Source organism: Cryobacterium serini, assembly GCF_004404025.1.
Classification (GTDB): Bacteria; Actinomycetota; Actinomycetes; order Actinomycetales; family Microbacteriaceae; genus Cryobacterium; species Cryobacterium serini.
Genome location: NZ_SOHN01000011.1, coordinates 245,024 through 271,671 on the forward strand (window position 1 = coordinate 245,024; position 26,648 = coordinate 271,671).

Consider the following 26,648-nt stretch of genomic DNA (forward strand, 5'->3'; position numbering starts at 1 on the left):
TAGGCGTGACGGATGCTATGCCTCGCCCCCATCCGCGGCCCCCGCAAGCCGGTTGTCATTGCACTGCGGAGGTGAGCCGGGCGAGGTTATCGAGGATCGTGGAGCGCAGGGGCTGCTTGCGCCATTCCTCAAGGGTCAGCTCGCGGCTGTTCAAGCGGTTCTCGTCTTCCATGACGCGCAGTTTGCGCACGAAGGAGCGCCCGCGCACCATGAGCGAGACCTCCATGTTGAGGCTGAACGAACGCTGGTCCATATTGCTCGACCCGACGACGGCGACCTCATCGTCGATGGTGAAGTGCTTTGCGTGCAGAATGTAGGGCGCTTTGTACATGTAGATGCGCACTCCAGCGGTCAACAACTCCTCGTAATACGAACGCTGGGCATGATAGACGACGGCCTGGTCGCCGATCTCCGACACGAAAAGCTCCACCTGCAGCCCCCGCTGCACGGCTGTCGTGATGGCGTACATGATCGATTCGTCCGGCACAAAGTACGGGCTCGTAATGACGATTCGGTCCTGCGCGTAATAGAGCAACGCGAGAAACAACCGCAGGTTGTTCTCACCCTTGAACCCGGGGCCACTCGGCACCACCTGGCAGTCGAGGGCATCGGTCACCGGCCGTGGATGCACCGGCTCAATGTCACGCGTGAGCAGCTCGTTGGTTTCGCTGTACCAGTCGGTGATGAAGATCGCCCCCAGCCCGGACACGATTGGCCCTTCCAGCCGGGTCATGAAGTCTTTCCACATCAGACCCCGCCGAATGTTGCGCCGCGTGTTGTAGGTGCGGTCGATGATGTTCTGCGATCCCATGAAGCCGACCGAGCCGTCGATGATCAGCAGCTTGCGGTGGTTGCGCAGGTCTGGTCGTTGCCATTTACCCCGGAACGGCTGCACCGGGAGCATGAGTCGCCACGGAATGCCGGCATCCGTCAAATATTTCTTGGTCTGGTGAAAGCCGGGCTTGCGCATCGATTGAATGTGATCCATCAACACGCGCACGTTCACTCCGCGCTGGTGCGCACGCTCCAGCGCGTCAAAAAACGGCGCGGTCGTGGGGTCAAGCGAGAGAATGTAGAACTCGACGTGCACGTATTTCTTGGCCAGATCGATGTCGGCGATCATGGTGTCGAAGGCACCCTGATAGTCGTTGATCAGGCTCGCGGTATTGTCACCGACAAGCGGCATCGCCCCCAGGTTGCGGTTGAGTTCAACGACCGATTCGAGCCAGCCCGGCCACGGATGGTCGCGCCGCACCAGGTCCATTCCCTCGGTGCTTTCGAGAATGAACCGGTTGATTTCATCTTGCATCAATCGGCGCTTCTTCGGAAAGGTACGGTAGCCGATCAGCAAAAAAAGCAGCACTCCGAGATACGGAATGAAAAAAATGGTCAGCAGCCAGGCCATGCCCGACATCGGACGACGGTTGCGCGGGACCACGATGATGGCCACCACGCGAACGGAAAAGTCAACAATCAAAGCCAGCAGAACGGTGATGGACAGGCCGTCGATGCCGAACATCGAACTTAGGTGACCGGTTTGTCGAGACCGAGTCGGGCTCGTTCTTCCGCTTCGATTTGGGCGTACACCTTACGTTCAGTGCGATCAGCGCGCAGGATTGAGCGCAGCATCAACCAGAACATCAGGCCAAGCGCAATGGTAGGCACAACCGAAAAAATCGCGTTACCCCAAAAGTCCTCAATCACCCTGCCAGCTTACGCGTAAAGGCTGGGAGAGCAGCTACTTGCTGAGGAGCCCAACGATGCCGCTTCCGAGGTAGTAGACGCCGACGCCGCTGATGATCACCCAGATGGCGATGCGGTTCATGGATGGCGGCTTGCGCCCACTCTTGTTTGGTTTCAACTCATCGTCGGGCAGATAGCTCATTATTTCACCAGGGGGAAGAGGATCGTCTCACGAATACCCAGGCCGGTCAGTGCCATCAACATGCGGTCAATGCCCATACCCATTCCGCCGGTCGGCGGCATACCGTATTCGAGTGCGCGCAGAAATTCTTCGTCGAGGCGCATGGCCTCCGGGTCTCCCCCGGCGGCGAGGCTCGCCTGTTCGACGAAACGTTCGCGCTGCACGACCGGGTCCACCAGCTCGGAGTAGCCGGTAGCCAGTTCGAAGCCGCGCACGTAGAGGTCCCACTTTTCAACGACGCCGGCCACCGATCGATGCCCGCGCACGAGCGGGCTGGTGTCGATGGGAAAGTCCATGACGAAGGTCGGGCGCACCAGATCGCCCTTGACGAAGTGCTCCCACAGCTCTTCGACGTACTTGCCGTGTATGGGGTGGTCGATCTCGATGCCCTCACGGGCGGCGAGCGCTACAAGTTCGGCGAGGGGCGTCTCGGGCGTGATCGTGATGCCGGCGGCGGCCGACAGGCTGTCGTACATGCCGATGCGATCCCAGTCGCCGCCAAGGTCGAACAGGGTGCCGTCGGCCCAGGTCACCACGTGTGATCCGGCGACCTGGAACGCGGCATCCTGAATCAGCTTCTGGGTGAGATCAGCGATGGAGTTGTAATCGCCGTACGCCTCATAGGCTTCGAGCATCGCGAATTCGGGCGAGTGAGTGGAGTCGGCGCCCTCGTTGCGAAAGTTGCGGTTGATCTCGTAGACGCGGTCGATGCCGCCGACCACGGCCCGCTTCAAAAACAGTTCGGGTGCGATGCGCAGGAACAGCTCGGTGTCGAAGGCGTTGCTGTGGGTCTGGAATGGCCGAGCGGATGCCCCGCCATGCATCGTTTGCAGCATCGGAGTCTCGATTTCGATGAAATCAAGGCTGGTGAACGTCTGGCGCAGGCTCGCCACCGCCTTGGATCGGGACAGCACGTTGGTGCGGGCCTGTTCCCGGCTGATCAGGTCGAGATAACGGCTGCGCACCCGGGTCTCTTCGCTGAGTTCGGAGTGCAGGTTGGGCAGGGGAAGCAAGGCCTTCGCGGCGACCTTCCAGTCGGCGACCATAACCGACAGCTCACCGCGGCGGCTCGAGATAACCTCGCCGGCCACGAACAAGTGATCGCCAAGGTCGACGAGGTCTTTCCACGCGGCGAGGGATTCCTCGCCGACCGCGGCGAGGGAGACCATGGCCTGGATGCGGGTGCCATCGCCGCTCTGCAGGCTCGCGAAGCACAGTTTGCCGGTATTGCGCAGGTGCACGATGCGGCCGGCCAGTCCCACCGTGACGCCGCTGGTGGCATCCGCTTCGAGCTGGCCGAATTCGGCGCGCACGGCCGGAATGGTGTGCGTGACCGGAACCGACACCGGGTACGCACCGCCGGCCGGGCTCGCAGCGGCCGCGTTCAGGCGGTCCCGCTTGCCGAGGCGCACAGCTTTCTGCTCGTTCATCTCCGCGTCGGACAAGCCTTCGTCGTTCGAGGCTGGCGTGGGGTTCTGGCTCATGGGGTTCTCCGTTGGTGCTGTCGTTTCAAAAAAGCGGATGCTGCGACTCACCCCAGGCAAAGCGACACATTGTCGATCAGCCGGGTTTTGCCGACGCGCGCGGCCACGAGCAACCGGGCTGGCCCGCGATAATCGTCGTGCACGGTCAGCAGGGTTTCCGGGTGCACGATCACGAGATAGTCCAGTTTAACCAACGGCTGGGCGGCGATGCGCGCGTGCGCGGCGACGAGGGCGGCGGCCGGGCCGGCCTCTGCCGCTTCCACGGCCGCGGTGAGCCCCGCGAACAGGGCCGACGCGGCCGTGTGCTGCTCATGGTCGAGGTAGCGGTTACGACTGGACAACGCCAGCCCGCCCGGTTCCCGCACGGTCGGGACGACCTCGATGATGCTGCGCACGTTGAGATCGTCGACCATACGCCGCACGAGAAAAGCCTGCTGGCCGTCTTTCTGCCCGAACACTGCGACATCCGGGGTCACGATGCCCAGCAATTTCGCCACAACGGTGAGCATGCCGTCGAAGTGCCCTGGCCGCGCGGCGCCCTCGTAGAGTGAGCCGACCAGGCCCGCGGTGACCCGGGTGTCGCTCTCCCCGCCGGGAAACATCTCGCGGGCATTCGGCGCGAACACGAACGAAACGTTCTCGGCTCCGAGGGCGGCGACGTCAGCGTCGAGCGTTCGTGGGTAGTTGTCAAGGTCTTCACCGGCGCCGAACTGCAGCGGGTTGACGAAAATCGACACCACCACGATTCCGCCGAGTGTGTGCGCGCGTCGCACCAGCGCGAGATGGCCGGCGTGCAGGGCGCCCATGGTCGGCACGAGCACGATGCGCGTATCGCCACCGGTCAGCGCAGCACTGTCGCGGGCCTGCCCCAGACGGTCGTGCAGCTCGGCAATGGTACTCACTACCTGGATGGTGCTCATTCGATCTCCCGGTCGTCGTCAAGCGGATGCTGCCGCTGCTCTATTTCGTCAAACCCGGTGAGATCCAGCCGTTCGGGGCTCGTGCGCGCGAGGGCGTTTTCCATCGCGGAACGCAGCAGCGGACCGAGGATAGCCCCCGGATGCTCCAGACCGATCCCGGTGAGCAGGCGCGTGGCCTGCTCGACGATCGAAGTGGAGAAGGCGGTGGCGATCTGGATGGCTTCGGCATAGCTGGCCCGGTCGGCTTCGGCGACGATAAGCGGTTCGCCGCCCATCTCCACGGCCAACGCCTGCCCGATCGGCAGCACCGGGCCGGGGGCGGTCACGGCGAAGTAGCTGTCGGAAAGTCGGGCCAGGTCGAGGCTGGTACCGGTGAAAGCCATGGCCGGGTGGATAGCCAATGGGATAGCGCCGGCGGCCTGCGCTGGCGCTAGCACCGTGGTGCCATAGCGAGCGGAGGTATGCAGCACGAGCTGGCCTGGCTGCCAGGTATTTGTTGCCGCGAGGCCCTTCACGAGGTCATCCAGCTGGGCGTCGGGCACGGCAATAATGACCAGCTCGCTGCGTTCGACGACCTCGGGCACCGTCAGAATCGGCACGAGGGGCAAAATGGCTTCCGCCCGATCAAGGCTGGTCTGCGAGATCGCGGAGATGCCGACGATCGCGTGGCCTGCACCGGCAAGCGCGGCGCCGAGGATGGGGCCGACGTGACCGGCCCCGATAATACCGACGCCGAGGCGTCCCGGTTTGGCGTTCATTGCGTTGCTTCCTGGGTTGGTGGGGTCGTGCGGCTCCACTGGTGGCTGGTGTCGGCGAGCGCCGACCGTACTGCCCCGGTGGACATCCACTCGAACAGCACGAGAGCTTCGTCGACGTCGATGACGCTGACTGAGGCGGTGACCGGTCCGGCGACCGTGTGCAGGGCGGCCGACGCGAGGCGCAGGCGACGGCGAATCGCGCCCTGGCTGATGCGCACCCCTTGCATTCGGGCCAGGGGCACCAGAATCAGGTCACGAGAGAGTACGCCGCGCCGAATCAGGGCGACGCTGCCCGAGACCGCCCAGCCGGTGCGCCACCAGGAGAACGGGCGCAGCCAGACAGCACGGGCGGGCGCATTGCTGTAGAAATCGGCGATGCCGGCGTCACGCTTGCGGCCGCCGAGCATGCCGTTTTCGATCAGGGCACGATGGGTGACCATGTCAAAGTCGGGCAGCGCCAGTTGCAATACCTTTTCCACGTCGGCGAGGGTGCCGACCGGCAATAGTGTGGTGCCCGTCACCGGGGTCGAGCTGCGACCGGAGGTCTGCCCGGCCGTGTTGATGCTGATCTGCCACCAGCCGAACCGACGCCAGAGAATAGGCTGCGACACCTCGATAGCGTGGATCCGCCCCGGAGGCAGGGTCTGGCTGCTGGTCGAGAGCAAACCATAGCCGACCCGTACGCCATCAGGGGTGCCCGCAATGCTGAATCGGAGCGTCTTGGTGATGCGGGAGAAATAGTAACCGACACTGCCGATGAGGCCGGGCAGAACGGCCACGAGCACCCAGCCGCTGCTTCCGGCGATGACGCTGATAAGGAGGCCGACGCTGGCCAACAGGAGAAAAACGGTGAAGCCGCTGAGTACGACCGACCCGATCAGGCGCCGCGGGGGAATACGCACCACCGACTGCGGCGGCGCGGCATCCGGATCAAGTTCCGGTGCCCGAAACTCGTTGAATCGCGCGGTCGCGAAGTCGCCGAGGGCGGAATGAGAAGTGGGCGCTCCGTCTACGGCGGGCGCTGAGGCGACCGATGCATCGGGCGCTGCGGCAGGCTGTTTGGCCTGCCGCAGGCCGGAGGCCAGATGCAGGATGTCGCGGCGCAGGTCATCGGCAAGTTTCGAGCCGAGGTAGGCGAGCTCCACGTTACCGTCCTGCCCAGCGACGGTGATTTGCAGCCGGGCAGCGCCAAACAGCCGCGGAATCAGCGGCCGGGTCAGATTGACGCCCTGCACTCGGTCGAGGCGGGCTTTGCGGTTACTGCGAAAAACAAGGCCGCTGCGCACTTCAACGATCTCTCCGGTCACGCGAAAGGTGTGCATGCGCCAGGACAGGTAGAAGACCACGAGAATGACCACCAACACGCCACCGATGATGAGCAAAGCCCAGCCGGTTGCTCCGCGCTCGTAGATGGCGTCGATCGGATCGCCGCCGTAATTCTCTTCGCCGATGAACAAATCGATGAGGCGTTCGCGCAGGTTGGCGATGATGAAACCGATGATGGCCACCATGAAAATACCGCCGCGCAGCAGGGGTGTCGCCGGGTGCAGCCGGTGCCATTCACCGTCGGTGAGGTCGGTGCGCGGTGCGGTGAGGGGCGGCCGTGCGTGAGCAACCGGCTCCTCGTTCACAGCCCCGCCCGGCGGCTCTCGGCCAGCTCCACCAACCGGTCTCGCAGGCTCTCGGCATCGGCCTCGGCCAGCCCGGGAATAGAGACGACGGCACTCGCAGCGGCAGTCACAAACTTGAGATCAGCCAAACCGAGCCAGCGGGCGACCGGGCCGCGAGTGATATCGATGAGTTGCATGCGCCCGTAGGGCACCGCCACGAAGCGTTGAAAAAGGATGCCCCGACGAAAGAGCAGGTCATCCGCGCGCAGCAGGTAGCCGATGGCGCGCACCCGGCGCGGCTCAAACACGAGGTTGATGATTGACAGGGCGAGGACCACGATTCCGACCCACAACGCCCAGGTCTGGCCGAGCAGGAGCCACAGCAGGGCTGCTCCGCCGCAGACCACGACGGCGTTGACGATGGTGCCGACGATCTCGACCACCACGTACTTCGGGGAAACGCGCTTCCATTCGCCGGTCTCGACCAGTTCGAGCCGATTGGACGGTTCAGGTGCCGGTTTAGGCTGCTGCCCGGCGGAGGGATTGGGTTCGCGATCAGGCACGGGTACCTCCCGAGTCGTCGATTTCGTCGTCGGGAGGGAGGGTGCAGAAGTGTTCGGCGACCAGGCCGGCCGTGAGCATCAAGGCCGCCCCAATGGCCGTGCCGATCGCGAGCCACAGGGACGTGACCGCGGGAACCACCGATCGGGTGAGGATGTACAGCACTATGCCGAGGGCAGCGCCAAAAAGCAGCGACGCCGACAGTGAGGTCGCCTTCGATAGCACAGCGACCCGCATGGCCCAGAACGGGTCGATGCGGCGCAGCGCCTTACGATGACTGCCCTGGCGCACCTGCCACGCCAGGCTGACGATTACGGTGCCCAGCAGGATCAGAGTGACCGGCAGGGTCACCGGCGGGACAACGATCGGTGCCCCGGAGGCCGCGAAGGCGATCTCGACGAGAAAGCCAACGACGAGACCGATGAGCAGAACGGCGAGCAGCCCGGTCGCCTGTGAGCGCTTCATTGCCGTGGTTCCAGCGTCGGTGCGCCCAATGCGGTATCCGCTGCTCGGCGCACCGCGTTGCCCGTTGCGGCCAGAAGGTCACGCACTAGTCCACGGCCAGGGATGGCCGCCGCTGGGTCGAGATCGAGCCAGGGTGCCAGTACGAAGTCGCGTTCCGCTGCCCGCGGATGCGGCAGGGTCAGGCGGTCATCGTCGATGCTCCGCTGTCCGAACACGATGAGGTCGATGTCGAGGGTGCGGTCGCCCCAGCGTTCGGCGCGCACCCGGCCGTGCTCCGCCTCGATGGCGTTGACGGCGTCGAGGAGGTCGTACGGGTCGCCACTGTAGTCGATGATGAGCACCGCGTTGAGGTACTGCGGAGCGGTCTCGTCGACGCCGTCGAGTTTCACGGCGGCGGATTCGTAAACGGGCGAGACGGCAGCCAGCGTGACACCGGCCAGGTCGGCGAGATCGTGCACGGCGCCGGCCAGCGTGGCCGTGCGGTCACCGAGATTGCTGCCGAGGGCGAGTACGACGCGTTCGCTGCGGTCGGTCATGGCCGCGACCGGGTGATCTGCACGGCGACGTCGGTGAACGGAACTGAAATGGGAGCCTGTGGTTTGTGCACCGTGACCTGCACGCGCAGCGCCGGCGGGTGGGCCAATACGACCCTCGCGATGCGTTCGGCAACGGTTTCGATGAGATCGACCGGGTTGTGCGCAGCCGCTCGAGTGACCTCCTCGGCGAGGACGCCATAGTGGATGGTCTGGGTGACGTCATCGCTCGCGGCCGCCTGGAGCAGATCGAGCCAGACGGTCACGTCGATGACGAAGTCCTGACCGTTTTCTTTCTCGAAGTCGTAAACGCCGTGGTGGGCGTTCACCCGCAGGCCGGTGAGGGTGATCGAATCAGTCATGGGTCCATTGTGACGGACGCGACGCGGCGCCCGGCACCTGCCCGGTACTCGAGGGCGTCGATCGGCGCACGCTGGCGAGCACGTTGAGGGCGGTGCGCGTCGCGGCCACGTCGTGCACGCGTACTGCCCAGGCTCCGGCCTGGGCTGCCAGCACGCTGACCACCGCCGTTGGCAGGTCACGATCCAGCACGGGCGCGTCGACCGGCAGCACGCCGGCGAGGAAGCGTTTGCGTGATGCCCCGACCATGACCGGGAGGCCGAGTTCGGCGAAGGCGTCCAGCCGGTTAATGAGCTGCCAGTTGTGTTCGGCCCTCTTGGAAAACCCGAGACCGGGGTCGAGCACGATGTGCTCCCGAGCCACGCCAGCGGCGGTCAGGGCGTCGACGCGGGCGCGCAGTTCGGCGATGACGTCGGTGACGACATCGCCGTAGTCGGAACGAGCGTCCATCTGCTGGGCATGAGCGCGCCAGTGCATGGCCACATAGGTCAGGCCGGTATCGGCGGCGACGGCGGCCATGCCGGGGTCCGCGAGCCCGCCCGACACATCGTTGATGATGCTCGCGCCCGCTTTCGCGGCGGCGAGGGCCGTCGCGGCATTGAGCGTGTCGATACTCAGGCGAAGACCGTGACTGGCGAGCTCGGTGACCACCGGAAGGATTCGGCGCTGCTCGTGTTCCGGCGCGACGCGGGTGGCACCGGGCCGCGTGGACTCGCCGCCCACATCGATCAGGTCGGCGCCCTGGGCGTGCAGCAGCAGTCCATGCTCGATGGCCGAATCCGTCGACGCCCACTGGCCGCCATCGCTGAAGGAGTCGGGGGTGACATTGAGCACACCCATGATGAGCGTCACCCGCCAGCCGAAATCAGCGCAATAATTTCGGCACGGGTCGTTGTTTCCGTCAGGGTACCGCGGGAGGCCATGGTCACGGTAGAACTCGCGGTCTGGCGCGGGCCGCGGGTACCGACGCAGCCGTGCACGGCGTCGAGCACGACGAGCACACCGAGCGGGTCGAGCCCCTCCTGCAGTGCGTCAGCGATCTCCTCGGTGAGACGTTCCTGCAGCTGTGGCCGGGCCGCGATGGTCTCCACCACGGCGGGCAGCCGTCCGAGGCCGACGACACGATCCCGTGGCAGATACGCCACGTGGGCGGTGCCAAGAAACGGCAGCAGGTGGTGTTCACAGATCGAGCGAAAGGCGATATCGCGCAGCAGTACAAGTTCGCCGGTACGGCCTTCGACCGGAACGAAATCCTGGAGCAGGTCTTGCGGGTCTTGGTCGAGCCCCGCGAAAAACTCGCCGTAGGCATCCGCTACCCGTCGTGGGGTGCTTTGCAGGCCGGCCCGATCGGGGTCCTCACCGATTGCGGCGAGAATCTCCGAAACGGCCGCCCGGATGCGCGCCCTGTCCACTGCCACGAGCGCCTAGGCGGTCGCTGGACGGGGATTGCGGGCCGGCGCGCGTTTTGGTTTGGTGTGGACTGCGTCGCCGCTGGAGATGCCACCGTCAACGGCGTCGCCATCGATGGGCGCTTTCGGGGCGGGCATTGCAATGGGCGGCACGTCCGAGACGGGGCGTTTGTCGCTGGAAAGCCACTGCGGGCGTGCCGGCAGCTGCTCGACGTTGGCGAAGATCTCGGCAAGGGCGGTCTGGTCGAGAGTTTCGTGCTCGAGCAGGGCCGTGGCGAGCTCGTCAAGAATCACGCGGTTCTTGATGAGTACCTCGTAGGCCTCGTCGTGGGCGTCTTCGAGCAGTTGGCGCACCTCGCGGTCGACGCTCTCGGCGACCCGCTCGGAGTAGTCGCGTTGGTGACCCATGTCGCGGCCGAGAAAGACCTCGCCAGAGCCCTGGCCGAGCTTGAGTGGACCGACGACACTGCTCATGCCGAACTCGGTCACCATTTTGCGGGCGGTGGCCGTGGCTTTTTCGATGTCGTTGGAGGCACCACTGGTCGGGTCATGAAAGATGATCTCTTCGGCGACACGGCCGCCCATGGCATAGGCGAGCTGGTCGAGCAGCTCATTACGCGTGACCGAATAACGGTCTTCGAGCGGCATGACCATCGTGTAACCAAGGGCCCGGCCGCGCGGAAGAATGGTGATCTTGGTGACCGGGTCGGTGAAGTTCATCGCGGTGGCCACGAGTGCGTGACCGCCCTCGTGGTACGCGGTGATGAGCTTTTCCTTGTCACGCATGACGCGCGTGCGGCGCTGCGGTCCAGCCATAACCCGATCAACGGCCTCGTCGAGAGCACGGTTGTCGATGAGCTGGGCGTTGGACCGAGCAGTGAGCAGCGCGGCTTCGTTGAGTACGTTGGCGAGGTCGGCTCCGGTGAAGCCGGGCGTCTTGCGGGCGAGCACTTCGAGGTCGACGCCCTCGGCCATGGGCTTGCCCTTGGAGTGCACTTCGAGGATGCGCTTGCGGCCGAGCATGTCGGGCGCGTCGACGCCGATCTGGCGGTCGAACCGGCCCGGGCGCAGCAGCGCAGGGTCGAGGATATCGGGCCGGTTGGTGGCGGCGATGAGAATGACGTTGGCCTTGACGTCGAAGCCGTCCATCTCGACCAACAGCTGATTGAGGGTCTGCTCACGTTCGTCGTGTCCGCCGCCCATGCCGGCGCCACGGTGCCGACCAACGGCGTCGATCTCATCGATGAAGATAATGGCGGGTGCGTTTTCCTTGGCCTGGCTAAACAGGTCGCGCACCCGGCTGGCGCCGACACCGACGAACATTTCGACGAAGTCCGAGCCGCTGATGGCGTAGAACGGCACGTTGGCCTCGCCGGCCACCGCGCGGGCAAGCAAGGTTTTACCGGTTCCGGGAGGGCCGTAGAGCAGCACACCCTTCGGAATGCGCGCGCCGACCGCCTGAAACTTAGCGGGCTCCTTGAGAAAGTCTTTGATCTCTTCGAGCTCTTCGATGGCTTCGTCGGCACCGGCGACATCGGCGAAGGTGACCTGCGGGCTTTCCTTGGAGACGAGCTTGGCCTTGGACTTGCCGAACTTCATTACCTTGCTGCCACCACCCTGCATCGAGATCATGAGCCAGAAGAAGGCACCGATCAGCAGTACGGGCAGCAGAAAGCTGAGCACTCCCAGAACCCAGTTGGGCTGCGGCACCTCGTCGGTGAAGCCGTCCTTCGGGTTCGCCGCAGTGACGGCGGTGATGATCTCTTCGCCGCGCGGGGCGACGTAATAGAACTGAACCTGTGTTCCGAGGTCGCCGCTGGCCTTGGTCAGCGTGAGGTCGACGCGCTGTTCGCCGTCGACGATCGTGGCCTCGGCAACGTTGCCGGACTTGAGGTAACCGAGGCCTTCCTGCGTACTGACCTCACGGAATCCGCTCATGGTAATGAGGCTTGACCCCACCCAGACGGCGATGACGGCGAGCACGATGTAGAGAATCGGGCCGCGGAGTAGCTTCTTGACGTTCATGGTGACCTCAGGCTAGCGCTCGATTACAGGGGAAAGCCGTGTGTTCGCTTAAAGGGAAACTCCAACGTGGTGCGCCGGCTGTGATTAGAGCGCGGGCGCGGCGACGGTGGAGTAAACGTGCGGGGCGAGAATACCCACCGAACGCAGGTTGCGGTACTTCTCGTCGTAGTCGAGACCGTACCCGACCACAAACTTGTTCGGAATGTTGAAACCGACGTATTTCACGTCGATATCGACGCGCGCGGCATCCGGCTTGCGCAGCAGCGCGCAGATCTCAATGGATGCGGGACCGCGAGTTTTCAGGTTCGCCAACAGCCACGACAGGGTCAGACCACTGTCGATGATGTCCTCGACGATGAGCACGTTACGACCGGAGAGGTCGGTGTCGAGGTCCTTCAGAATGCGCACGACGCCGCTGGACTGCGTGCCGGAGCCGTAGGAACTGACCGCCATCCAGTCCATGGTCACCGGGTGATGAAGCTCACGGGCCAGATCAGCCATGACCATGACTGCACCCTTGAGCACTCCGACCAGCAGCAGGTCGGTGCCGGCGTAGTCGACTTCGATCTGGCGTGACATTTCGGCCAGGCGAGCCCGAATCTGCTCCTCGCTGATCAGGATCTCGGTGAGGTCGCCGTCAATGTCGCGAGGTTCCATGTGGAAAAAGCATTCCTTTGTGTTAGGTGGGCCCAGGGGCGGAAAAAACTAAAATTCCATCCTGCCGTACAACTCTAATACCTGGCAGGCTGAGCGCCCCCTGTCCGTGCCACTGCGTCACGAGCGCCGCCACGGCCAGGGTCTGCACTCGATTCAGCCACACCCCGCACATTGCCTCGACTCCGAACCGAATCACTCTCTGCCGTACCGCCGCCGCCACCGACGCCAGCACGGCTGTCGCAATCCTGCCGTTGGCAAAATGTTCCTGCAGCATCGTGCGCGCCAGTTCGTCGAGGGCGTCTGAGTCTTCGCGCAGCGCATCGGCAGTACGGGCAAGCGCCACCCCGACGCCAGGACCGAGCTCCTTCTCGAGCGACGGCAGCACCGTCTCGCGCACCCGCACCCGCGCGTAGCGCGGGTCGAAATTCTGCGGGTCGCTCCACGGCTCCAGGCCTGCATCGACGCAGAATTGGCGGGTTTGGGCCCGACGAATGCCGAGCAACGGTCGCAGAAGCGGTCCGGTACGCGCAGCCATGCCCCGCAGGCTGGTCGGTCCGGAACCACGGGCGAGCCCGAGCAGCACGGTTTCGGCCTGATCGTCGAGGGTGTGGCCGAGCAGCACGCTGCTCGCCCCGGTGCGTTCGAGGGCCAGGTCGAAAGCCGCGTAGCGAGCGGTGCGGGCGGCCGCCTCCGGGCCCGTGCCGTCGCTGTCGACCGTGACGCTCACCACCAGCACCGGGTCGAGACCCAGCTGTCGGGCGGCCGCGGCGGCCCGCGCCGCGACATCCGCTGACCCGGTTTGCAGATTGTGATCCACGATGACCGCTCCGGCACGGATGCCCGCCCGCCCGGCTTCAAAAGCGGTCGCAGCGGCCAGCGCGAGCGAATCGGCGCCGCCGCTCAGGCCGACCAGAACGAGCCCCTCCGACGGCAGCAGCTCGCGCACGGCCCGGCGAATATCGGCCAGGGCCGGGGTCAGGCGCAGGCGGTGGACAGATTCCATCCAGTAACGTTAGCGGCAGACTTTGATCAAGGGAGAAACCAGCCATGGCCGAATACGACGCAGTCATCGAAATCCCTCGCGGGAGCCGCAACAAGTACGAGGTAGACCACGAAACCGGTCGCGTCTACCTCGACCGCGTGCTTTACACGAGCTTCATGTACCCCACCGACTACGGCTACTTCGAGAACACGCTCGGCCTCGACGGCGACCCCGTTGATGTTCTCGTATTGCTCGATTACCCGCTGTTCCCGGGCGTGGGTGTCTCCGTGCGTCCGGTGGGCGTCTTCAACATGACCGATGACGGCGGTTCCGACGCCAAGGTCATCGCCGTTCCGGCGGGTGACCCCCGCTGGGATCACATTCAAGATGTCCTCGACATTCCGGAGTACACCCGTAAGGAAATCGAGCACTTCTTCGAGCACTACAAGGACCTCGAACCCAATAAGTGGGTCAAGACGGAGGGCTGGGGCGACGCCGCCGAAGCCAACCAGATCGTGGTCGACGGCATTGCGAAGCTGGCCGACGAGGGACACTAACCCTCACCTTCAACGAAGGCCCCCGTGTTGCTAGGGGGCCTTTGTCGTACCTACGGTCGGGCCGGCGGTACGAAACCGGAGCTACGCTGCGGGGCGGCCGACGTACGGTGCGACGGCCCACGACGACCAGATACTGTGCACGCGCACCCGCGCCGAGGGGTTGGGGGCTTCGAGGACCTGGCCGTTACCGACGTAGATCGCCACATGGTAGTAGTTGCCCGGGCTGCCCCAGAACACCAGGTCGCCCACCTGAACCTGGGCGAAAGAGACGAGATTGCCCTGCTGGGCCATGGTGTTGTACTGGTTCGTGGCTGAGTGGGTGCCGATGTACACGCCGGCGGCTGCATAGGCGGCCTTGGTCAGCCCGGAGCAGTCCCACGCGTCGGGGCCGGAACCTCCGAAGACGTAGCGGTCGCCGAGCTGGCCGCGGGCGAACGCGAGGGCTGCGTCGACGACGCTCGCGTTGGGTACCGCAGCTGGCGCGGCCGGTGCAGCGGGCGCGGCCGGCGTGGCCGGCCTGGACGGCGTGACCGGCGTGGACGGTACAGCGGACGTCACCGGCGTGGCCGACCCGGAACCAGATCCTGATCCCGAACCGGCCGTTGCCCCGGCATCGCGAGCGGGTTGCGCGGGTGCGGCATCCGCTATTGCAGCAGCGGATGCCTGCGCCTGTGCGAACGCCTGAGCCGCAGCGGCCGCGTCCTCGCCGACGTGAAAGCTGCGCTCGGCCTCGGCCGTGGTGTCTTTGAGCAGGGCGAGTTGTTCGAATAGTTCAGTCGACTTGCGCTGCTGGGAATCGTAGGCGACCTCGGCAGCGTTCGAACTCGCCGTGGCCGCATCGAACGTGGTCTTGGACTCTTCGGTGAGCCGTTCGCGTTGCTCGGTCGCTGATGCCGCCTGCTCGCCGAGAGACTCCGCCGCATTCTTGTCCTGCAGGGCCTCGGTGTAGATCTGCTCCGACTGTTCGCTCAGCTTGCTGGCCGTTCCCAGCTGGCCGAGCAGGTCATCCGCGGTGCTGCCGTTCAAGAACAGGTTGAGTGACAGACCGCTGGCGCCCGACTTGGCGAGGTGAGCGGCGATGAGGCCGGCACGCATCTTCGATGTTGCAGCGGTGGCTTCGGCGGTTGCAGCCTGCTCGCTGAGGCTGGTTTCGCGCAGGGTCGCGGCGTTCAGGGCGTCCTGCGTCACACGATAAGCCTCGGCCGCAATCTGCGCGGTCGTGACGGCCTTCGCGGCCTGGCTCGCCAGACCGTCGAGCAGCTCGCCGAGAGTCGCGATCTCGGCTTGCTTGGTCGACTCGTTCTGTTTAGCCTTCTCGACGTCGTTCCAGCTCGGATAGTCCGGGGCGGCGAAGGCGGCCCCGCCGGCGGCGGCAACGGATGCTGTGACAGCCGAGACCGCGCCGATCGCCACGGCGGAAAGTAGCCGCTTCGACTTGGTGCGAACCCCTGCGCGTGCAGCGTCGGTGGTCTGTGCGGTGGTGCGCTTAGCCAAGTGATGCTCCCCGGTCGGCCATGAATGGAACGGGATTGATGCGGTTTCCACCAATCCACACTTCGAAGTGCAGGTGGCAGCCGTTGGCTGCGCCGGTGTCGCCGGAACTGGCGATGACCTGCCCGGCCGACACTGACTGTCCAACGCTCACGTTGTACCCACCATCCCGAATGTGGGCGTAGCCCGTTGAGACGTTGTCGCCGTGGCTGATCTTCACAAAGTTTCCGTACGTGCCAAGAACACCAGCCCAGGTGACGACGCCGGCGTGGGCAGCGTAGAGAGGCGCACCGCAGCCGGTGCCGAGGTCGGTGGCGTAATGAAAGCTTCCGCTGCAGTCACCACCCTTACAGATGACAGATCGGGGGCCGTAGCCACCGGTGATGCGGCCGCTGGCCGGAACCCCCCAACCGGTCATGCTCACCGAGCCACCAGAACCACCGCTACCGGCACGCGCCGCTGCCGCGGCCACCTCTTGTGCCGCAGCCTCAGCCGCAACACGAGCCGCTTCAATCCGGGCGCGTTCGACGACTCCGGCTTCATACCCCGTTGTTGTGGTGGCCTGGGCGTCGCGCATGAACTGCAGTTGCTGTTCGAGTTCCACGCTTTTAACTTCGGACTCGGCGAGCGCGTTCGCCGCTGCTTCGGCCGCAGCCTGGGCCGCAGCGAGCGCAGCCTCGGCGGCGACGCGCAGGGTCTCACGTTCGGCTTGCGCGACTTTGGCCTGGTCACCGAGCGATTGCGCGTTATTCGTGGCCGATTGCGCTGATTCATAGACGTCGGAGCTGCGTTCGACGAGCTTGCTCATGTTGCCGAGTTTTGCCAGCAGCAGGTCAGCATCGGCGCCATTCCCTTCGCCCTCCAGGAATAGGTTCACGCTGAGATCGGTGCCGCCGGTGCGGTAGAGCTGGGCGGCGAGCTGACCGGCCTGTCTGGTGGCGGCATCCGCTGCGGATTTGCTCGCATCAGCCTGGGTCTGGATATCTTCGGCACGGCGGGTGGCATCGTCAAACTCCTGCTGCGCGACCTCGAGCTCGCTGGCGCTTTTTTCGGCAGCGGCTTGGGTTTCTTGCACCTGCACCTGTAGACCGGCAATGAGATTCTCGATGGTGGTCACCTGCGCCGCGGCCGAGGCCGTGTTCGCCTTGGCATTTTGGAGGTCCTGCCAAGACGGGTATTCAACGGCGCTCGCTGGAGCTACGGGGCTTATCAGGGTGACCAAGAGGGTCATGGCGGCCATGATGCTGGTCAACGCCAGGGTGCGCCTGGGCCACGGATTGGTCGCATGCAAGCGATGGGTGGGCAGGTCAGTCTTGCGGCCGGCCACGGTTCTCATGCGAATCATTGTTTCCCAACAGGCTTATAGCAGTCGCCACGTGCGCCGAGGCAGACTCTTGAGCGTAACAAGGCGGGCAGGATTCACCCAGTCTTACCGGCGAATCTAACCCGCCAAGTAACAGCTGGCCCGCCCATTTGCGGGCGCGCTGCAAATTAGCGTTGAAAAATAATTGCCATTCACCCAAATGCTGCGCGTGCCGATTTGGCCTTCGCCCCACAAGACCGTATGCTTACTCTTCGGCAGCCATGAACATTGTGGCTCACGGCCCCATCGTTTAGCGGCCTAGGACGGCGCCCTTTCACGGCGTTAACACGGGTTCGAATCCCGTTGGGGCTACGCAAACTGCACGTGCACGAAGTAGCAAAATAAATAGAATAGTCTTACCAAGTGCCTCGCACACAGATTCACATTTTCACATCGAGGCCCTGTAGCGCAGTTGGTTAGCGCGCCGCCCTGTCACGGCGGAGGTCGCCGGTTCAAGTCCGGTCAGGGTCGCAAAGAAAATAGCCCTTTCGAAAGGAAGGGCTTTTTTCTTAGAAGAGGCGTTTATTGCGCAGCTTCGGGGCCCTGTAGCTCAGTTGGTAGAGCGTTCGACTGAAAATTGAAAGGTCACCGGATCGACGCCGGTCGGGGCCACCACCGCCACTCCCTAGGAAACACTGGGGAGTGGCTTTTTTATGCCTATTTTTTGGCTCCGGTGCGGCCTCATTTTCGTCCAGTGAACACATGTTGAACACAAAATGGAACACTGCTATTCAGGGCGCCCGCAACGGCGTCTAAGTCGTCGTCAAAGAAGTCGGCGTAGACGTCATAGGCCAGCAGAATGATGACGACTGGACCACGGATTGCCCCGTCACTCTCGGTCATGTCGGGGTGGCCTCAACCTACCTATGAATAAGACCAACGGTGCTCTGAGTAGACTCGGGCGCATGGCAAGCTCACAGCTTCGTGATCGCACAGTGTTCCCGGCTTCCCGCGCGCTGTTGATCGGAGGTGGGCTACTGCTGACCTCGGTCGTCATCACGGTAATTGCGCAGCCCACACTCTTTCCATACGCCGAGATAGTGGGCCCTGCTCTGTTTTCCGCCGCTCTGTTAGTGTTCGCCTTCGGCGTGCGTGGGGTCGGCAGTGTCACGGCGCGCCGCCCTGTCGGCACTATCGCTCTCGCCGTGTTGGCTGCCTGGCTTCTTCTTGGGTCCGTTCTGTATCGCCTTATTGCTGACGTCTTCTCTAACGACCCTGCTCCGACCGCGCTCATGGCCTTTGCCTACGCGGATTCGTTCGTGCAATTCGCTCTCGCAGTGGTCGCAGTCATGCAGATCGCCCGGCGCGGCGCCGTGCCCGCTCCGTGGAACTGGGTGCCAGCCGGGATCGTCGCGGCGGTGACCGTGACCTGGCTGCTACTGCAGGTGCTGGGCGGAGGCTCGGCCACCATATACGGACCCAATCTTCTGACCTGGCTCCTGACGGGGCTGGACGGCCTTGCCCGGATCGGCGGCACAGTACTGCTCGGTGTAATCGCCATCGTTCTCGCCGACCGCGTCAATCGTCGGGCGACCGCCGATGTACCTTCGGTGTCCGAAACGCAGATCTGAATTCGTCCCGTTCCGAGCCCCCGCAGGCGTCAATCTTTTCACGAGCGCACGCCAATGTCTGTGGCGCGTCAGTGCCGCCCGCCTGACAGCTGCTCAAGATGATCGCCGCCAGGTATTCCGAGGAGGTGGGCGAACCCGAGCGGAGCCGAACCTACTAGGGGACCAGATCATTTCGATTGCATGTCCCGCATTACCTAAGCCAGAGCGGCCATGGGTCGTCCGGGGCTACGTTTAGCGACCTGGTTCAACTGCCTTAAGCCACGAAGGCGCGGTAGGCGGGGTCGTTGGCGCGAAGTACGCGCAGCACGTTCTGGGAGCCCAGCTTGGCGAGGTCGGCGTCGCTCCAGCCGCGGCGCTCGAGCTCGGCGAACAGGTTGGGGTACTCCGCCACATTGGCCAGTCCGACCGGCATATCGAGGCAGCCGTCAAAGTCGCCGCCGAGACCGATGTGATCGACGCCTGCCACACTGCGGGCATGCTCCACATGGTCAGCGACGTGCGCCACGGTCACCACCGGCTTCTCCCCCACCGAACCGTTGTCCTCCCATCTGCGATAGTCGGCCGAGAGGAAGGCCGGTACAAAGGTGAGCATCTGCACACCATCGTTGGCGGCGAGCTGGGTAAGAATCGCGTCGGGCACGTTGCGCGGGTGAGGATTGAGGGCGAAGCACGAGGAGTGGCTGAACAGAACGGGAAGCGTTGTGGCATCGAGGGCGTCCTGCATGGTGGCAGCAGAGACGTGCGAGAGATCGACCATCATTCCGATGCGGTTCATCTCCGCGATAACGGCCCGGCCACGATCGTTGATGCCATCGTGTGTTGCCTCGCCGACGGCCGCATCGGCCCACTCCGTTGACGAATTCCAGGTCAGTGTCATGTAGCGCACGCCCAATCGGGCGTATTCACGCAGCACCGCGAGCGAGTTATTCATCTGATTGCCGCCCTCGACCCCGAGGAGCGACGCGATTCTTCCGCCGTGCTGGGCGCGGTCGACGTCATCAGCGGTGACGGCACGCACAAAGTCGTCGGGGTACGCGGCAATCAAGCGGTGAATAAAATCAATCTGCTCGAGCGTGGCCTGCACCGAATCGGTGCCCGCAAGGTCGGTGTGCACCCATACTGACCAAAACTGCCCCTGCACCCCTCCGCGACGCAGTTTGGGAATATCCGTCTGCAAGCGACTGCGGGCAGAATCATGCTCAGAGTCCAGCCCGGAAACGGAATAATCGCGGTGTTCCCGGCACGACCAAGCCAGGTCGTTGTGTCCGTCGACAACGGCGAATTTCGAATTTCTTACGCTCATGTGGACTCTTCCCGGCGATCGAGGCGAAATACCAGCCTAAGACCCGCAACCTCGGTCACTTGATGCGCCCCAGCCGATCGAGTCGGCCGTGCCAGAAACCTGCTTTGTGCCCGTTACACCGGGTCGATACACGGGAGTAGCCGAGCGGCGGATGCATCCGGTTCCGCTTGCTCGCCAAGCAGAAAATTGTGCCCCCTGTTGAGGTTACAGCGCCGACGACTTGAATCGGGGTAGTCTCTGCCAGTAAGTTGCTGAGAAAGAATCATTTTCATACGCCGCACTCCACCGACCGACAGGTGCCAGCATCGCCACCTCGTCACTATGACCACCTGCTCCTGTAAACCCGACTGCAGGGAATGAAACCGTGACATCCACCTCAACCCGCCGAACAGCTCCAAGAAGCCGCTCCACGAATCTCCGGTACCGCCGCATGACAACGACCATACCCGGCACCACATGCACGTTTGACCGCAGGGGGATGACGCATGAGTGAATCAGATTCGCGCGCGTCGTTTCCTAAATCTCTGCCGCCTCGCCGCACCCCGAAACTTCGGCTCGTCGATCAGGCGATGCCTTCGTCGGCTGACATTGCGGTCGATACCCCCTCATTGGGGCTGATGTGGGCTCGGCGTTACCGCACCAAGCTGCGGCTCACCGATGTTGTGGTCATTGTTCTCGCAGTTGGTGTTGCACTGGTCTTTCGGTTTGGCGTGGACGGCATTCCAGCCGCGACTGGATCGTTCAGTGTTAACTACTGGCTCGTATCGCTTCTCATCGTGGCGACCTGGCTCACGACCCTCGAGCTTTTCCATACTCGGGACTCCCGCGTCGTAGGTGTCGGGGCGAGCGAGTATAAGCAGGTCGCCAATGCCAGCGCTGTGACCTTCGGCATGCTAGCCATCGCCTTTCTAATCCTTCACATCGACATCGCCCGCCTCTATTTTGTCCTGGCGCTTCCGCTTGGAATTGTCGCGCTCGTTCTCGAGCGGTGGCTGTGGCGCAAATGGCTGCTGCACCAACGCAAGTTCGGCCACTATCTCTCTCGCGTGATCGTCGTCGGAAATCGCGACGACGTGGAATACGTGATCAGCCAGATCGATACCAAGTCCGGAGCCGCGTATTACATCGTCGGCGCGGCTTTGGAAGACGGTGTGGGTGACGAGATCTCAGCCGGCGAGCGTCTGGTGCCGATCGTGTCGGATTTCGAGCATGTCGCAGCGGCGGCGGCTTCTATGGGCGTCGACACGGTCATCGTGGCCGGGCAACCCAGCGGCGGCAGTTCTTACATTCGCAACCTGGGGTGGGACCTCGAGGGCACTTCCGCGGAGCTTGTTCTTTCCAGCCGGCTGACGGATGTCGCGGGTCCCCGCATTCATTTCCGGCCGGTTGACGGCCTTCCGCTGATCCATGTCGAAATCCCCCGGTTCGAAGGGGGCCGACATGCCCTCAAGCGCACCCTGGACATCGTCACAACAGCTTTCGCCATGCTGTTCCTACTGCCTCTGCTCGCCGTGATCGCCGTGTTCATCAAACTGGACAGTCCCGGTCCGGTGCTGTTTCGGCAGGAGCGATGCGGCCGCAATGGGCAGACGTTCCGCATAGTCAAGTTTCGCTCGATGGTTCAGACAGCGGAAGACGACCTGGCCGGCCTCCTCGACCAGAACGAAGCCTCCGGGGTGCTGTTTAAGATTCGTAACGATCCGCGAATCACCAAGATCGGTCGCGTGCTGCGCAAATATTCGCTCGACGAACTACCGCAGCTATGGAACATTTTTGTCGGAGAGATGAGCCTCGTGGGCCCGCGTCCGCCACTGCCCGAAGAAGTCCAGGTCTACGAAACCCACGTGCACCGCCGCCTGTACATCAAGCCAGGTCTGACCGGCATGTGGCAGGTCAACGGACGGTCCAATCTCAGCTGGGAAGACAGTGTTCGTCTCGACCTGTATTACGTCGAGAACTGGTCGCTCGCGGGCGACCTGATGATCATCTGGCGCACCTTCAAGACCGTCATTCAACCAGTAGGGGCATATTGACATGACCGCGGGCATCGAACACACTGCGCCCACCAGCCACCGGCGTCTGAGCATCGCAATGATCGGTACCCGCGGAGTTCCCGCAGCCTACGGCGGCTTTGAAACCGCCGTCGAGGAAATTGGCCGCCGGCTCGTCGACCGTGGTCACGATGTGACCGTCTATTGTCGCCGCACCGCCCAGCCGGTGCCAAAAGAGTACCTCGGCATGAAACTCGTCGAGCTACCGGCACTGCGCCACAAAATTCTTGAGACCTTGAGTCACACGGGGCTGTCGGTCTTGCACGCCACCCTGCACCGTCCGGCCGACGTCGCATTCGTATTCAACGCTGCCAACGCGCCGTTCGTGCCGCTATTGCGCCTACGCGGAATCCCCAGCGTCGTGCACGTCGACGGTCTGGAATGGAAGCGCGACAAGTGGGGTGGCGCCGGTCGACGCTACTACCGCTGGGCCGAGCAAGTATCGGTGCGCGAAGCTGACGCCCTCATCGCTGACGCGCAGGGAATCGTTGACTACTACCGGGACGAGTTTTCCGTCCCGACAGAACTAATCTCGTACGGCACCCGAATTTTGCACGATACCTCGGCAGATCGGCTCGCTGAACTCGGCCTTCGCCCGGGCGGCTACCACCTGGTCGTTGCCCGGTTCGAACCAGAAAACCATGTCGACATCATCGTCGAGGGATACCGGGCCAGCGAAGCGCGACTCCCGCTCGTGGTCGTTGGCTCTGCGCCCTATGCGGCCGACCACACCAACCGCATCAGTGACCTCGCCGCCTCCGATTCCCGCATTCGCATGCTCGGCAGTGTGTGGGACCAAAATCAGCTCGACCAGCTCTACAAACACGCCAGCACCTACCTGCATGGCCACTCGGTCGGCGGCACAAACCCGTCGCTGCTGCGCGCGATGGGTGCCGGCACCATGGTCATCGCCTGGGACGTCGTCTTCAATCGTGAGGTCCTCGGCCTAGGTGGCGCCTACTTCTCTGGGGCGGATTCCCTCAGCGCCCTGATCGAAGACGCAGAAGTGAATCCCGATCGAGTCGCCGAGGTCGCGGCGGCACTACAACAGCGCGCTGAGCAGCTCTACAACTGGGACAGCGTCACGACCAGCTACGAAAAACTCGCTAAGCGGGTGGCCGTTGGCTACAGCACCCACCGCCAAAGCAGCGGCAGGGCCGGAGTGTCGATGTGGAGCCTTTCCGACAACCTGAGCAAGCAACCGACAACCGCGCCATCCAGGGGGATAACCTTATGACCAGCACCTCAGCCCAAATCGCTCGTTCGACCGAATCGTACTGTGACACCGTGCGCCGTCTGTCGTCCGCCCAGAAAACGGCGGGCCGCGGCGCTCCGGCCTATTCGGTCTACGTGAACCGCCGCGTGGGGCGCTACCTCGCAGCGGGCGCGTTTCGGTTAGGCCTGACTCCCAACAACGTCACCGCCGTCAGTGCGGGCTTCACGTTCTGTGCGATCGGACTCTTGGCTATCGGTGAGCCGAGCTGGTGGCTCGGACTTATCGTGTGGCTGCTGCTCGCCATCGGGTATGCCTTCGACTCGGCCGACGGCCAGGTCGCCAGGTTGCGCGGCGGTGGCTCCCCTTCGGGGGAATGGCTCGACCACGTCGTTGACTCCATCAAGATTTCAACCCTGCATCTAGCGGTGCTCATCACGATGTTTACGCACTTTCCACTTTCCAATTCGATCTGGCTGCTCGTACCCATCGGGTTTGCGGTCGTGGCCGCCGTGTCGTTCTTCGCAATGATTCTGAACGACCTGCTCAAGGCCAAGCACGCGCCGACGGCGCCGCTTTCCACCGCTCCCCGCTCCGCGCTGCGATCATTTCTTGGTCTGCCGACCGACTACGGCATACTCTGTCTCGCCTTCGTGCTGCTGGGCGCTCCGCTAGCTTTTTTCGGCCTGTACAGCCTGCTTTTTGTGGCCAATGCGCTTTATCTCGCCTTGGCGCTCGGCAAATGGTTTCGCGATATGACCGCGCTGGGACGCGCGGAAGTCGCCCGACCGTAGTTCGACATCCGCTGTCACAACGAAGCGACTCTGCCTGTGCCCCGTTCTGGGGCTGCTTCACCCCACGTTCCGACGTGAGTTTTGATCACCTTGATTGTAGTGTGGGCGCAACCGGACGGAGAAAGCTGTGGAACCAATCGACTATCTGAGAACCATCACGAGACGATGGCTGCTCATCGCTATTGTGGGCCTTCTCGGAGGCGCGGTGGCGTGGGGCTATGCGACCACCCAGCCGGCGCAGTACCAGGCAACCAACAGCGTCTTCGTGACGAGCGACCGCGGTGAGACCACAGGCGAGCTGTTGCAATCGTCAACCTTCACTCAAAACCTTGTGCAGTCCTACGCGCAACTCGCCACAACACCAACCGTTCTGGCCCCGGTGATCAGCAAGCTTGGATTGAATATTTCCACGCAGGCCCTGGCCTCCCGCGTCACCGCGGAGATCCCCATCAACACTGTTTTCATTAACATCACCGTTACCAGCCGGTCGTCGACGCAGGCCGTGGCTCTCGCTGATGCTGTCTCCGATTCCCTCGCCACCGCGGTCGAAAACTTGGCGCCGAAAGGGCCCGACAATTTGCCGTCGATCACGGTCGAGACAGTTTCTCCTGCTCAGCTGCCTGGCAGCCCGTTTGCACCGAATACGCAGCTGATCGTTGTCACCGGATTGCTGCTCGGGCTCGTTCTCGGTGTGCTCTACGCCCTGGCCCGCGAGGTGTTCGATACCCGGGTGAGCACGGAGAAGGACCTCGACCGGGTCTCCTCTGATCCCCTGCTCGGAATGATCGGTCGCAAGAAGCGCACCGACCCAGCAGGTCTGGTCATGCGGGTGATGCCACACAGCGCCCTGGCTGAGGCGTACCGGCGAGTGCGGGCCAACCTGGAATTCATCGACGTGGACAGCCCGCCACGCAGCGCCGTGGTTACGTCCGCAGTGACCCGCGATGGCAAGTCCACGACCGCGATCAACCTTGCCCTCGCCATGGCGGAACGGTCGTCGCGAGTACTCCTAATTGATGCCGACCTACGCCGCCCGTCGATCGCCGAGCTGTGCGACCTCGAGGGCGACGTGGGACTGACGACTGTTCTGCTCGGCGATGTCGGACCCGACGACGCCATCGTGCGCTGGTCGAATGGTATCGACGTGTTGCCCTCCGGCGCTGTGCCGCCCAACCCCGGACAGTTGCTCGGTTCGGACGCAATGAAAACCCTGATGCAACGCCTACTGCTTGATTACGACTTTATCGTCGTCGATTCCCCGCCGCTGCTGCCGGCCACCGATGCCCTCGGTCTGTCACATCTCACCGATGGCGCCATTGTTGTCGCCCGCTACAGGGCGACCACGCGCCAACAGCTGGCCACCACGCTGGAGTCGCTCGAAGCCGTCAACGCGCGCATTCTCGGCATCGTGCTCAACCAAGTACGGGAACGTCGCGCTGAGGTGTACTACGGGCCGCTCACCCCAACGGCTAGTGCTGCCGCGCCGACCCCAGGAACGAGCAACCGGGTCACGGCCACCCGAGCGCCTCGCACCACCTTTGATGAGACGGGCCGTCGCAGCTCCCGCACGTCGGAACCTACTCGGTCGTCATAGTGCGGGTCCTCCAGTCATTTCCGGAGGGTCGCACGACGACGAATCCCTACCTGCTGCAACTGAGCCGGTCGCTCAGCCCACACGTCGAGGTGCTCGGCTTCACTTGGCGCCGGGCCCTCACCAGCCGTTACGATGTGTTCCACGTGCACTGGCCGGAGATTTTATTGCAGGGTCGAACACCGGTGCGGGCGCTGGCCAGACGGATGTTGTTCCGCCTGTTCCTGCTGCGCCTGCGCCTGTGTCGCACGGCGGTAGTGCGAACGCTGCACAACGTGCGCAGCCACGACCTCTCACCGCGGCATGACCAACGCTTACTCAAGCGTTTCGACCTGCGCACAACCCTGTGGATCAGGCTCAACCCATTCACACCGGTGCCCGCTGACGCGCTCGAACACACCATCCCGCACGGCGACTACCGAGACTGGTACTTCGACGTGACGTCAGGCGCGCCCGTACCCGGTCGGCTGCTCTACTTCGGACTCATTCGCCCCTACAAGGGTGTGGACACCCTCGTGCACGCCTTTCAGCAGCTGGGCACCGGGCTCCTGGCCGATCCCCCGCCGACGCTGCGTATCGTCGGTGCTCCCCACTCCAGCGACCTGGCCAAGCAGCTGCGGCTGACGGCGGCTGGCGACCCACGCATCGAGCTTGTGCTGCGCCATGCGAGTGATGCCGAGCTGGCCGGCGCCATCCACGCAGCCGAACTGGTCGTGTTGCCGTACGCCGAGATGCATAACTCCGGCGCAGCACTGCTGGCCCTTTCTCTCGACCGGGCAGTATTGGTACCAGAAAACGCGGTAACGATCGCACTGGCCAACGAGGTCGGCACTGATTGGGTACTCACCTACACCGGGCCGCTGTGCGCTGAGGTTCTGGCCGATGCGCTCGTGCGCGTGCGGTGGCCGCGGAGCGCCCCCGCGCCCGATCTCTCGCACCGCCGGTGGTCGGTCGGAGCGGCCGCTCACGTCGAGGCCTATGGCAGGGCCGTGCAGTCTGTCCGCTCGCACTAAACCGAGTGATCGG

Annotated in this window: 26 protein-coding genes and 3 tRNA genes; 10 read left to right on the forward strand and 19 right to left on the reverse strand. The window is 63.8% G+C overall.

All coding sequences use genetic code 11. The features are described 5' to 3' along the window. Window positions 1–55: 55 nt before the first annotated feature. The 16 genes from cls to tilS form a co-directional block, all read right to left on the reverse strand. Window positions 56–1,519: a cardiolipin synthase gene (gene cls, locus E3T51_RS10400; RefSeq protein ID WP_134529756.1), complete on the reverse strand. Its 1,464-nt coding sequence runs from the start codon at window positions 1,517–1,519 to the stop codon at window positions 56–58. A gap of 5 nt (window positions 1,520–1,524) precedes the next feature. Continuing rightward, window positions 1,525–1,704: a hypothetical protein gene (locus E3T51_RS10405; RefSeq protein ID WP_104193507.1), complete on the reverse strand. Its 180-nt coding sequence runs from the start codon at window positions 1,702–1,704 to the stop codon at window positions 1,525–1,527. A gap of 34 nt (window positions 1,705–1,738) precedes the next feature. Continuing rightward, on the reverse strand, window positions 1,739–1,885 hold the full coding sequence (locus E3T51_RS16765) for a hypothetical protein (RefSeq protein ID WP_166806436.1): 147 nt from the start codon (window positions 1,883–1,885) through the stop codon (window positions 1,739–1,741). After that, the gene (lysS, locus tag E3T51_RS10410; protein ID WP_134529757.1) at window positions 1,885–3,408 is read right to left on the reverse strand and encodes a lysine--tRNA ligase; all 1,524 of its coding nucleotides are present in this window, start codon (window positions 3,406–3,408) and stop codon (window positions 1,885–1,887) included. The genes E3T51_RS16765 and lysS overlap by 1 nt, the downstream gene beginning before the upstream one ends. Window positions 3,409–3,455: 47 nt before the next feature. Then, window positions 3,456–4,328 carry a pantoate--beta-alanine ligase gene (gene panC, locus E3T51_RS10415; RefSeq protein WP_134529758.1) on the reverse strand — a complete coding sequence of 291 codons (873 nt, stop codon included), beginning with the start codon at window positions 4,326–4,328 and terminating at the stop codon, window positions 3,456–3,458. Then, window positions 4,325–5,086, reverse strand: a complete 762-nt coding sequence (locus E3T51_RS10420) for a Rossmann-like and DUF2520 domain-containing protein (protein WP_134529759.1) — start codon at window positions 5,084–5,086, stop codon at window positions 4,325–4,327. Before E3T51_RS10420 ends, panC begins: the two co-directional genes overlap by 4 nt. Continuing rightward, window positions 5,083–6,717, reverse strand: a complete 1,635-nt coding sequence (locus E3T51_RS10425; protein WP_134529760.1) for a PH domain-containing protein — start codon at window positions 6,715–6,717, stop codon at window positions 5,083–5,085. Before E3T51_RS10425 ends, E3T51_RS10420 begins: the two co-directional genes overlap by 4 nt. After that, window positions 6,714–7,259: a PH domain-containing protein gene (locus E3T51_RS10430; protein WP_134529761.1), complete on the reverse strand. Its 546-nt coding sequence runs from the start codon at window positions 7,257–7,259 to the stop codon at window positions 6,714–6,716. The genes E3T51_RS10425 and E3T51_RS10430 overlap by 4 nt, the downstream gene beginning before the upstream one ends. Continuing rightward, complete coding sequence (locus tag E3T51_RS10435; RefSeq protein ID WP_134529762.1) at window positions 7,252–7,722, reverse strand: DUF3180 domain-containing protein; 471 nt, start codon at window positions 7,720–7,722, stop codon at window positions 7,252–7,254. The genes E3T51_RS10430 and E3T51_RS10435 overlap by 8 nt, the downstream gene beginning before the upstream one ends. Continuing rightward, window positions 7,719–8,258 carry a 2-amino-4-hydroxy-6-hydroxymethyldihydropteridine diphosphokinase gene (gene folK / locus E3T51_RS10440; RefSeq protein ID WP_134529763.1) on the reverse strand — a complete coding sequence of 180 codons (540 nt, stop codon included), beginning with the start codon at window positions 8,256–8,258 and terminating at the stop codon, window positions 7,719–7,721. The genes E3T51_RS10435 and folK overlap by 4 nt, the downstream gene beginning before the upstream one ends. Continuing rightward, on the reverse strand, window positions 8,255–8,617 hold the full coding sequence (gene folB, locus E3T51_RS10445) for a dihydroneopterin aldolase (RefSeq protein WP_134529764.1): 363 nt from the start codon (window positions 8,615–8,617) through the stop codon (window positions 8,255–8,257). Before folB ends, folK begins: the two co-directional genes overlap by 4 nt. After that, the gene (gene folP / locus E3T51_RS10450) at window positions 8,610–9,467 is read right to left on the reverse strand and encodes a dihydropteroate synthase (RefSeq protein WP_134529765.1); all 858 of its coding nucleotides are present in this window, start codon (window positions 9,465–9,467) and stop codon (window positions 8,610–8,612) included. The genes folB and folP overlap by 8 nt, the downstream gene beginning before the upstream one ends. Then, window positions 9,464–10,033: a GTP cyclohydrolase I FolE gene (gene folE, locus E3T51_RS10455; RefSeq protein ID WP_134529766.1), complete on the reverse strand. Its 570-nt coding sequence runs from the start codon at window positions 10,031–10,033 to the stop codon at window positions 9,464–9,466. Before folE ends, folP begins: the two co-directional genes overlap by 4 nt. A 6-nt stretch (window positions 10,034–10,039) precedes the next feature. After that, window positions 10,040–12,049 (reverse strand): ATP-dependent zinc metalloprotease FtsH, encoded by a 2,010-nt coding sequence (ftsH, locus tag E3T51_RS10460; protein ID WP_134529767.1) that lies wholly within the window; start codon window positions 12,047–12,049, stop codon window positions 10,040–10,042. Window positions 12,050–12,133: 84 nt separating this feature from the next. Beyond that, complete coding sequence (hpt, locus tag E3T51_RS10465) at window positions 12,134–12,706, reverse strand: hypoxanthine phosphoribosyltransferase (RefSeq protein WP_134529768.1); 573 nt, start codon at window positions 12,704–12,706, stop codon at window positions 12,134–12,136. 22 nt (window positions 12,707–12,728) lie between these two features. Then, window positions 12,729–13,709, reverse strand: coding sequence for a tRNA lysidine(34) synthetase TilS (tilS, locus tag E3T51_RS10470; protein WP_134529769.1), 981 nt, complete (start codon window positions 13,707–13,709; stop codon window positions 12,729–12,731). Between the two features lie 44 nt (window positions 13,710–13,753). Between tilS and ppa the strand changes: the two genes are divergently transcribed. Then, window positions 13,754–14,245: an inorganic diphosphatase gene (gene ppa, locus E3T51_RS10475; RefSeq protein WP_104126063.1), complete on the forward strand. Its 492-nt coding sequence runs from the start codon at window positions 13,754–13,756 to the stop codon at window positions 14,243–14,245. 81 nt (window positions 14,246–14,326) lie between these two features. On the opposite strand, the gene E3T51_RS10480 is transcribed toward ppa, so the two are convergent. Continuing rightward, the gene (locus E3T51_RS10480; RefSeq protein WP_134529770.1) at window positions 14,327–15,739 is read right to left on the reverse strand and encodes a C40 family peptidase; all 1,413 of its coding nucleotides are present in this window, start codon (window positions 15,737–15,739) and stop codon (window positions 14,327–14,329) included. Then, a complete protein-coding gene (locus E3T51_RS10485) occupies window positions 15,732–17,072 on the reverse strand; it encodes a M23 family metallopeptidase (RefSeq protein ID WP_166806437.1) in 1,341 nt (446 codons plus the stop codon). The genes E3T51_RS10480 and E3T51_RS10485 overlap by 8 nt, the downstream gene beginning before the upstream one ends. A 266-nt stretch (window positions 17,073–17,338) precedes the next feature. Between E3T51_RS10485 and E3T51_RS10490 the strand changes: the two genes are divergently transcribed. The 4 genes from E3T51_RS10490 to E3T51_RS10505 all read left to right on the forward strand — a co-directional run bounded on the left by E3T51_RS10490 (window position 17,339) and on the right by E3T51_RS10505 (window position 18,670). Next, window positions 17,339–17,411: transfer RNA gene (locus E3T51_RS10490), tRNA-Glu, on the forward strand. A gap of 85 nt (window positions 17,412–17,496) precedes the next feature. Beyond that, window positions 17,497–17,570, forward strand: a tRNA-Asp gene (locus tag E3T51_RS10495). 68 nt (window positions 17,571–17,638) lie between these two features. After that, window positions 17,639–17,714: transfer RNA gene (locus tag E3T51_RS10500), tRNA-Phe, on the forward strand. Window positions 17,715–18,004: 290 nt separating this feature from the next. Then, window positions 18,005–18,670: a hypothetical protein gene (locus E3T51_RS10505; protein ID WP_134529772.1), complete on the forward strand. Its 666-nt coding sequence runs from the start codon at window positions 18,005–18,007 to the stop codon at window positions 18,668–18,670. 253 nt (window positions 18,671–18,923) lie between these two features. Here the strand turns inward: E3T51_RS10505 and E3T51_RS10510 are convergent, their stop codons facing one another. Beyond that, entirely contained in the window at window positions 18,924–19,973 is a 1,050-nt protein-coding gene (locus E3T51_RS10510; protein WP_134529773.1) for a dipeptidase, read from the reverse strand. A gap of 485 nt (window positions 19,974–20,458) precedes the next feature. Here E3T51_RS10510 and E3T51_RS10515 point away from each other — a divergent pair, with 485 nt between their 5' ends. The 5 genes from E3T51_RS10515 to E3T51_RS10535 all read left to right on the forward strand — a co-directional run bounded on the left by E3T51_RS10515 (window position 20,459) and on the right by E3T51_RS10535 (window position 26,635). Continuing rightward, window positions 20,459–22,006, forward strand: coding sequence for a sugar transferase (locus tag E3T51_RS10515; RefSeq protein WP_241989266.1), 1,548 nt, complete (start codon window positions 20,459–20,461; stop codon window positions 22,004–22,006). A gap of 1 nt (window position 22,007) precedes the next feature. Then, window positions 22,008–23,261 (forward strand): DUF1972 domain-containing protein, encoded by a 1,254-nt coding sequence (locus E3T51_RS10520; protein WP_134529774.1) that lies wholly within the window; start codon window positions 22,008–22,010, stop codon window positions 23,259–23,261. Beyond that, the gene (locus E3T51_RS10525; RefSeq protein ID WP_134529775.1) at window positions 23,258–24,031 is read left to right on the forward strand and encodes a CDP-alcohol phosphatidyltransferase family protein; all 774 of its coding nucleotides are present in this window, start codon (window positions 23,258–23,260) and stop codon (window positions 24,029–24,031) included. The genes E3T51_RS10520 and E3T51_RS10525 overlap by 4 nt, the downstream gene beginning before the upstream one ends. Before the next feature lie 127 nt (window positions 24,032–24,158). Beyond that, window positions 24,159–25,625 carry a tyrosine-protein kinase domain-containing protein gene (locus E3T51_RS10530; RefSeq protein ID WP_134529776.1) on the forward strand — a complete coding sequence of 489 codons (1,467 nt, stop codon included), beginning with the start codon at window positions 24,159–24,161 and terminating at the stop codon, window positions 25,623–25,625. Beyond that, entirely contained in the window at window positions 25,625–26,635 is a 1,011-nt protein-coding gene (locus E3T51_RS10535) for a glycosyltransferase family protein (protein WP_241989267.1), read from the forward strand. Before E3T51_RS10530 ends, E3T51_RS10535 begins: the two co-directional genes overlap by 1 nt. The last annotated feature ends 13 nt before the right edge of the window (window positions 26,636–26,648 follow it).

Coding starts and splice junctions, on each gene's coding strand:
- cls (WP_134529756.1), bottom strand. CDS start 1,519: ATGTTCGGCATCGACGGCCTGTCCATCACCGTTCTGCTGGCTTTGATT.
- E3T51_RS16765 (WP_166806436.1), bottom strand. CDS start 1,885: ATGAGCTATCTGCCCGACGATGAGTTGAAACCAAACAAGAGTGGGCGC.
- lysS (WP_134529757.1), bottom strand. CDS start 3,408: ATGAGCCAGAACCCCACGCCAGCCTCGAACGACGAAGGCTTGTCCGAC.
- panC (WP_134529758.1), bottom strand. CDS start 4,328: ATGAGCACCATCCAGGTAGTGAGTACCATTGCCGAGCTGCACGACCGT.
- E3T51_RS10420 (WP_134529759.1), bottom strand. CDS start 5,086: ATGAACGCCAAACCGGGACGCCTCGGCGTCGGTATTATCGGGGCCGGT.
- E3T51_RS10435 (WP_134529762.1), bottom strand. CDS start 7,722: ATGAAGCGCTCACAGGCGACCGGGCTGCTCGCCGTTCTGCTCATCGGT.
- folK (WP_134529763.1), bottom strand. CDS start 8,258: ATGACCGACCGCAGCGAACGCGTCGTACTCGCCCTCGGCAGCAATCTC.
- folB (WP_134529764.1), bottom strand. CDS start 8,617: ATGACTGATTCGATCACCCTCACCGGCCTGCGGGTGAACGCCCACCAC.
- ftsH (WP_134529767.1), bottom strand. CDS start 12,049: ATGAACGTCAAGAAGCTACTCCGCGGCCCGATTCTCTACATCGTGCTC.
- hpt (WP_134529768.1), bottom strand. CDS start 12,706: ATGGAACCTCGCGACATTGACGGCGACCTCACCGAGATCCTGATCAGC.
- tilS (WP_134529769.1), bottom strand. CDS start 13,709: ATGGAATCTGTCCACCGCCTGCGCCTGACCCCGGCCCTGGCCGATATT.
- ppa (WP_104126063.1), top strand. CDS start 13,754: ATGGCCGAATACGACGCAGTCATCGAAATCCCTCGCGGGAGCCGCAAC.
- E3T51_RS10485 (WP_166806437.1), bottom strand. CDS start 17,072: ATGAGAACCGTGGCCGGCCGCAAGACTGACCTGCCCACCCATCGCTTG.
- E3T51_RS10505 (WP_134529772.1), top strand. CDS start 18,005: ATGGCAAGCTCACAGCTTCGTGATCGCACAGTGTTCCCGGCTTCCCGC.
- E3T51_RS10510 (WP_134529773.1), bottom strand. CDS start 19,973: ATGAGCGTAAGAAATTCGAAATTCGCCGTTGTCGACGGACACAACGAC.
- E3T51_RS10515 (WP_241989266.1), top strand. CDS start 20,459: ATGAGTGAATCAGATTCGCGCGCGTCGTTTCCTAAATCTCTGCCGCCT.
- E3T51_RS10520 (WP_134529774.1), top strand. CDS start 22,008: ATGACCGCGGGCATCGAACACACTGCGCCCACCAGCCACCGGCGTCTG.
- E3T51_RS10525 (WP_134529775.1), top strand. CDS start 23,258: ATGACCAGCACCTCAGCCCAAATCGCTCGTTCGACCGAATCGTACTGT.